Below are 7374 nucleotides of genomic sequence, written 5' to 3'. Positions count from 1 at the left end.
ACCCGCGCAACACATACGTACAGCATCCATTCCAACCATCCTCCATCGTCAGTTTACAAATCATGCGCTCGAGTGAGTGTAATTTAATACACGTACTTTGGGGGGCTACAATAGGCGATGCTCGAAAAGCGCAATAGAACGGTTTTTCGCACGGGGTGTGTCCCAGTAACCGTTTCCGCCCTTTGATTTGTATATGTAGTGTTGACGACTACAGCATCTTTTAGAATGGATGCGACGGATGCCACCCACTTATTTTCATTCCTGGGGGTGACAAGGCCTCTGTCTTGTCATGCCTGTTTTTCGACTACATTTGGTCCGTTCACCTTCCTGCTGCCCAATGTGATCGGTTTTTCGACTACAATCGGCCCCTTCGCCTTCCACACACTATCCCATGCCAGTAAAAAGAGCAGCGCTCCCTAACCAGGAGATTCGCTGCTCTACTTCAACTTACACTCTTATTCTCTTGCTCACAGATTAAGCAGCAAACTCAATACCTTCGCACATTCTGCGCGCGTCGCATTGGCCTGGGGCTTGAGGAATCCGCCCGGAGTCCCTGTAATGATGCCTAGTGAACCGGCGGCACTCACGGCTTCCTTCGCCCAGCTGTCAATCTTCCCGGCATCGGCAAAAGCTGGCAAAGAATCCGCCGGAGCCGGACTTCCCGAACGTAACTCGTGGGCTCTCACAAGCAGCGTTGCCATCTCTTGCCGTGTAATACGCGACTCGGGGGCGAACTTGCCGGTAGAGTCCCCTTTGACGATACCGGCTGCAAAAGCGGCGGCCATATCGTCCGAATACCACTTGCTGCTGTCTACATCAGCGAACGAACTCAGGCCTTCCGCCTTCAGCCCAAGGGCACGGACAAGCATCGTAACGAATTCGGCCCGGGTCACTTCTCTCTTCGGTGCGAAGCGTCCTTCCCGGTCGCCCTCGATAATATGCTTGGCAGCCATCTCTTTAATCACTGAGTAGGCCCAATCCGCCGGACTCACATCTGTAAAGCTCTTGTCATACTCCAGTACAGCATAATTGCCGGATTGCCGTACCTGTGCAGTCAACACGGACTGTTCCCAGGTTCCGCCTGCATATTCAAGCGTTCCATCGTCTGCGGCCGCATAGACACCTGCAAGCATCGGGTTCCCGTTCTCCTGAACCTTCAAGCGAAGCGTAACAGGTTCCGCGAAGGAGGTCAGCGGAGTCTTAACTCCCTGCTGATTCAGCACAGACAGACTGAGATTGAACATTTCTCCGGCTGTTCTCAGTTCAGCCTCACTCTTGGTATTGGCCTGAAGTGTCCAGCCCGTCTTCTGCTCTGAGGACCATGGCTCAAGCACGACAGAGATCATCGAGCCCTTCTGCTGCTGCCCGACTAAGCCTTGAAGCTGCTGCACAACCTGGCCTGGAATCTCTACAGTCACCGTCTTACCGTCCACCTTCAGACCGGCTATTCCCTTAAGAGCCGCGGCGTCAGCGGGAATTCTTACTTCGCTCTGACCCTCAGCCAGTGGAATCACAATCTTATTCTGTGCATTCACCTTCGGCTCAGTTACAGTCAGAATCTCCGGCTGCGGCGTGGCTGGCAGTGTAGCTGACGCTTGAGCTGTTGCCTGCGGTGCTGTCCAGCCTGAGCCGGAGTCCGTTCCTGGTGCCGTAGTCGGGCTTGGCACAGGACTGGCTGCCGGACTCGGTACAGGATTCTCTTCCGGGCTTGTTCCCGGTTCCGTTACTGGAGGTGTCACCGGCTCTGTTACCGGAGGTGTTACAGGTTCACTTGGTTCATTGGGTTCGCTTGGTTCGCTTGGTTCACTTGGTTCACTTGGAACCTCAGGTGTAGTTGTGCTATTGCGCACGAAGGTCACCTCTTGCAGATAGCCGTAATGATTATCCGAGTCCGTGATGACCTTGAAGCCCAGCGATGCGCTGCCGTCTTCCCCTATGTGCACATGCTTTAGCGTCAGAGTCCGGGGCTTCAGCCAGGCGCTGCCTGAATAGGTAACAGGCACCGAATACGTCTGTCCCTCGGAGACCACATACATCACCGAACCTGGGGAAGGATCACCCTTATCCCCGAAGATTTTGGCCTGGAGGGTATAGGTTCCGGGCTCCAGTCCGGTCATTTCATGAGTGAGGTTGAAGTTAATCGGCTTGTCATCCCCGTAATCGAAGCCGCCTGAAGCTTTGCTGTCCCCAAAGGTAGCGGGCTTGGTGCCGCTCAGATACCAGTCGGACTTAGCGCCGTTGACCGTTAGATGATCGGTGCTGACGGCTCCGGCTTTTTTGACCAGCTTGAAATCATCAATATTCCCCCACTTGTCTCCCGGGTATTTCAGATTAGCGCCAATACTCAGTGTTCCATCTGTAACCTCAATGGTATCGATGGTTGGATTACTCCATTGCTGCCAGCCTGTGTTGACGAACTGCTGCTTCTGATTGCCCGCAAAAATCTCAGCGGTCTCTTCCCCGCCGTTACCCGAGACCCATGCGGATAGCTGATAGGTTCCATTCTCTAGTCCTGTGACCGTCTGGGAGATTTGGAATTCCGCAGCCCCTGAGCTCCAGTAGTGCAGTGCAGCCGAACCGGAATGGGCATCCGACTCCACATTGACCGCCGTGCTGTCGCCGCTTACGGTCCAGCCGTTCAGCCCGTCCTCGAAGCCTGGATTCTGAATGAAGCTTGTGCTTGGCGAGACTGTGATCTCAGTTGAATCTGTAAATCCGCCGTCATACGTAACCGCTGTTACGGTAGAGGTCCCGGCAGCAAGCCCGGAGATCGTTCCTTTATACTTGTCTACCTTGACGATGGCTTCATCAGAGCTGGTGAAGGTCAGCCCCTTATAGGTTGCATTTCCCGGGCTGATCGTTGCCTTCACGCTGCCGGTTCCTCCGACTTCAAGGACAGCGGCCTGCTTCTCTACTTTTACCGACTGAACCGGCACCCGGTTGATTGCAGAAGCACCATCCATAAAAGCATCCATCGCGAAGGAAGGCGTTCCGTCCGGGTTCCAGGCAGACAGCCCATATCCGAAATAGACGCCCTCGGGTGCCCAATAGAACACGCCTGTTCCCTGGCCGCCAGGTACAGCCTTCACGCCATTCTGAACAGCAACCAGCATGTTATACACATTATCTACATTCTTGCTCACATCGCCGCCAACCTCCACGACCATAACTTCCTTGCCATATTTTGCAGCCAGAAGGTTCATGTTGGAGGATAGTTCATTAATGGAAGAAGTATAGATAGAATCCGGGTAATAAGATAACCCGATGATGTCATAATCGCTGTCCTTAAGCCCTGCTTCGACCAGACCGGCATAGAAAGGATCTACACCACTATCTGCTCCGTTGGCTCTGTGAATAATGATTTTGGTCTCAGGAAAAACAGCCTTGGCCGCATGTGACCCCGCCTGGATCAATTCCACCAGATTCGCCGTATTGCTGTAGCTGCCCAGCGGGTGCATCATCCCGTTATTAATCTCATTGCCGATCTGCACCCATTCGGGGGTTACCCCCGCGTCCTTCAGCGCCTGCATCACCTCTGTGGTGTACTCCGAGACATGTGCTTTGAGCTGCTCCAGGTTATCGCTCTCCCATGCTGCCGGAGTAACCTGCTTCCCGGGATCGGCCCAGGAATCACTGTAGTGCAGATCAACCATCACCCTGAATCCGAGAGCGCTTACACGGGATGCCAGCAGAACCATCTCTTCTGTACTGTTATGCCCATTAATCGGATCATCTGACGGATTGACAAAAGCCCGGATGCGGATGGAATCAATCCCGTGATCCTTCAGAATCTGGAGCAGGTCCTCTTCGACTCCCTGATCGTTATAGAATTTATGGCCCTCAGCTTCCATTTGCGGCAGCCAGCTGACATCTGCGCCTTTGGCGAAGGATTGCGGAATAGGAACCGCTCCGGCTTGTGCCGGTAATCCAAGTCCAGTCAGCGACATGATTAGCATGGTAAAAGTAAGAACCGCCGCAAGCCATCTTGTTCTCTGTTTCAAAATATTACCTCCCTGTAATAGTCTCCTCATTAGTATAGAGGACTGTGAGAGACGCATTACATTAAGCGAAGCAACGAAAACCTATACTTATTCAATCTTTTCGCTGAAATGCGCTTACATTTCACTCTGAAAGACGTATAATGTTCTCTATGTGAAATGCTATTCACCCTGGAATATAGATAACGGATCATACCAAAGGAGACCTAGAGATGCTCGATTCAAACACTACCCGTCTAATCACCAAAGCGCTGAGCGCAAGCATTGCCAATAAGGAAATCGCCGGTGCGAACTTCATGGTGATTCAGGACGGACAAGAAAGCTGGTATCACGAAGACGGCTTTGCCGACATTGAAGCTGGACGCAAAATGTCCAGAGATTCGATCTTCCGCTTATACTCGATGACGAAGCCGGTTACTGCCGCAGCCGTTATGCTGCTCCTGGAGCGCGGGGAGATCGACCTGTTCGATCCGGTCAGCCAGTACATACCCGGATTCAAGAATCAGAAGGTGGGAAAGAACGGCGAGCTTGTGCCCGTTAGCCGGGAGGTTGATATTAATGACCTGCTGAACATGACCTCCGGCCTGGTCTACGGAGGAGAAGACCTGGCGGGTCAGTGTACGGAGGCGCTGTACCAGGAACTGAACAGCCGCCTGTTTGGCACGAACCCGATGAGCACACTGGAATTCGCCAATCGGCTGGGCGAAGGCCCGCTGGCCTTCGAGCCGGGAACCTCCTGGCAGTATGGAACCTCTGCGGATGTTCTAGGTGCATTAGTTGAAGTGGTCAGCGGTATGCGGTACGGAGAATTCCTGCAGCAGGAGATCTTCGGTCCGCTGCAAATGAACGATACCGGCTTTTGGCTGCCCGAAGACAAGAGAGAACGGCTGGCTTGCGTCTACCAGGATGATGGTGAAGGCGGATTGACACCCTTTTCGGAGAGTCACCTTGGGGTTAACCATCATATGGACCGGGAGGCAGCTTATGAGGCAGGCGGAGCCGGGCTGGTCTCAACCATTGAGGATGCTGCCAAATTCACCACCATGCTGATGAATCAGGGCAGCTTGAACGGGGTGGAGCTGCTGAAGCCCCGCACCGTTCAGTTTATGACCTCGGCCAGCTTGACCAACTCGCAGCAGCAAGGCTTCAATCCTTGGCATTCGCTGCAAGGCTACAGCTACGGCAATCAGATGCGCATCCTGACCGATCCCGGTCAAGCCGGAGGGCTCGGCAGCCAGGGAGAATACGGCTGGGACGGCTGGCTGGGAGCTTATTTTGCCAATTGCCCGCAGGAAGGTCTGACCATCCTGTTCATGATCCAGAAGAAGGACGCTGGAACCCTGCCGATTACACGCAAGCTGCGTAATATCGTGTTAAGCGCATTTTAAGCACAACGTTAAGGGTCCAGTTCTTGTCTGGGTACCCGGACAAGAACTGGACCCTTTTTCTGGACTTTTTATAGTAAATGAGCGACTCTGGTCCCCCATCCTCTACTCTTACCACCGCGCATTCTCCCTGTTCACAGCAATCACCTCAAGGAAGCGGTCGGGATAATTCGTATGCACACCGTCGACTCCCCAGGAGTAGGCTTTATCCATATTGAGCTGGTAGTTCACCGTGTACGGGATGATCTTGAGCCCGGCCCTCTTCACCTGAGCTACATAAGCTGCGCTGATTCCCTGGAAATTCGGGCTGATGCCTACGGCATAGGTCTTCACGGTATCCAGATAGGACTGAGTCACCCTCGTAGCCGCATAATCATTCCAGACAAGCTGATATAAGGGAATGTCCGGGTTAATGGCATGGAACCTCTTTAGACTGGCGGCGCTGAAGGAGTGGATGGCTACCAGCTTTTCCAGGTGATGATTCTTAATGGTTTCGTTCAGAATTTCTTCTATATTATACTTCGGAGGAGGGTCTTTAATTTCAATGACGTAGTTGATGTCACTGCCCAATTTGTCGAACACTTCATCCAGGGTCGGGATGGTAACACCAATATAGAGATCCCTGGCGAACATCGGGAAGTCCTGATTGAACCATGAACCGGCATCAAGCTGCCTGAGCTGCTCCAGGGTCATGTTCTTCACATAGCCCTTGCCGTCCGTGGTCCGGTTCACGGTCTCATCATGAATGACAACGGGAATTAGATCCTTGGTTAAATGAACATCCAGCTCAATGGAATCGGCCTTCATCTGGGCGGCCAGCTGGAAGGCGGGAAGCGTATTCTCAGGCGCATAACCTGACGCCCCGCGGTGGGCAATCGTATAGACCTTGTCCGCAGGCTCGATGATCTCTTTCACCTTCACCCGGATCGCCGGAGAATAAGCGTACAGTGTGGAGAACAGGAAGATCACCATCATTATATGCACACCGATAAAATAACCCTTATGTCTGAATATCCTCATCATGCAGCTGTCCCCATTTTCATATGATTAGCGTATCTGTATCAGACATATGTCGCGTAAACAATCCATTGTCTCTATATCTATGAGTGCCATGTTACCATTCCAGAGTTGCTGTAACTGGATAATGATCCGAAGGGTATTTCCGGTCATAGCTGTCGGTTACCGTCCGGGTCTTCCGTACTTTCGCCTGCTTGTCCGTAAAAATATAATCGATTTCCATAAGCTCATTCCATGGAATATCATAGCGGAAACCGGTAAATGTACCCCAGGGGCCATAATGTGCATCATCAGCTGCTCTGCGGGTATCCGTCAGCTGCCCTGTAATCTCCCGGTAACATCTTTCGTCCGGAAGAGCATTGAAATCCCCTGTCAGTATAACCGGAAGGTCCCCGTCTTGATCACGGATCCAGTCCAGAATCATCAGAGCGCCGCGGTATCGGGCTTCCTCGCTGATATGGTCCAGATGAGTGTTGAGAAAGTGAATCCTATTCCCGTTTCTCGTGTCCTTCAGCCTTACCCAGGTGCAGATCCGGTTGTAATCAGAGCCCCAGGACTTGGAGGGAACCTCCGGCGTCTCCGTCAGCCAGAACGTGCCTCCGTCTTCCTTGGTGAATACCGACTTATTATAAAAGACCGGACAGTGTTCGTCATCCGGATCTTGATCACGGCTGATCCCTTCCACCTCATAATCATCAAGTGCAGCCAGATACCTCAGCTGATTGCCCTTTGCTTCCTGAAGCCCGAAGATGTCCCAGCGGTAATACCTGATCAGGCGCAGCAAATGCTCTTTGCGGAACGTCCAGCTGTTCTCTCCGTCCACCGGAATGTCAACGCGGATATTAAAGGAAGCCACTTCGTAAGTAGTCATCACTGTTTTCTCCCCTCTGAAATGTAAACGCTTTTAATCCTCTCTGAACTACATATTGAGGTTTATAAGTTTATACCTTGTTGAAGAACGCGTCAACCGGCGG

4 protein-coding genes are annotated in these 7374 nt (G+C 52.5%); 1 reads left to right on the top strand and 3 read right to left on the bottom strand.

The features are described from left to right. Positions 1-467 precede the first annotated feature (467 nt). Entirely contained in the window at positions 468-4001 is a 3534-nt protein-coding gene (locus tag ACFSX3_RS29165) for a glycosyl hydrolase 53 family protein (RefSeq protein WP_209990559.1), read from the bottom strand. 209 nt (positions 4002-4210) lie between these two features. Between ACFSX3_RS29165 and ACFSX3_RS29160 the strand changes: the two genes are divergently transcribed. Then, positions 4211-5386, top strand: a complete 1176-nt coding sequence (locus tag ACFSX3_RS29160) for a serine hydrolase domain-containing protein (RefSeq protein ID WP_209990557.1) — start codon at positions 4211-4213, stop codon at positions 5384-5386. A 108-nt stretch (positions 5387-5494) separates the two neighbouring features. Here ACFSX3_RS29160 and ACFSX3_RS29155 read toward each other — a convergent pair whose 3' ends face one another. Together ACFSX3_RS29155 and ACFSX3_RS29150 are read right to left on the bottom strand one after the other, a co-directional pair. Continuing rightward, the gene (locus ACFSX3_RS29155; RefSeq protein ID WP_209990554.1) at positions 5495-6406 is read right to left on the bottom strand and encodes a glycerophosphodiester phosphodiesterase family protein; all 912 of its coding nucleotides are present in this window, start codon (positions 6404-6406) and stop codon (positions 5495-5497) included. 91 nt (positions 6407-6497) lie between these two features. Further along, positions 6498-7271: an endonuclease/exonuclease/phosphatase family protein gene (locus ACFSX3_RS29150; RefSeq protein ID WP_209990551.1), complete on the bottom strand. Its 774-nt coding sequence runs from the start codon at positions 7269-7271 to the stop codon at positions 6498-6500. Between the last annotated feature and the right edge of the window lie 103 nt (positions 7272-7374).

The sequence above is a fragment of the Paenibacillus rhizoplanae genome (assembly GCF_042684125.1).
GTDB lineage: Bacteria > Bacillota > Bacilli > Paenibacillales > Paenibacillaceae > Paenibacillus_AQ > Paenibacillus_AQ rhizoplanae.
The sequence above is the reverse complement of the archived record's forward strand: the minus strand, read 5'-3'. Positions and strand labels throughout refer to the sequence as shown.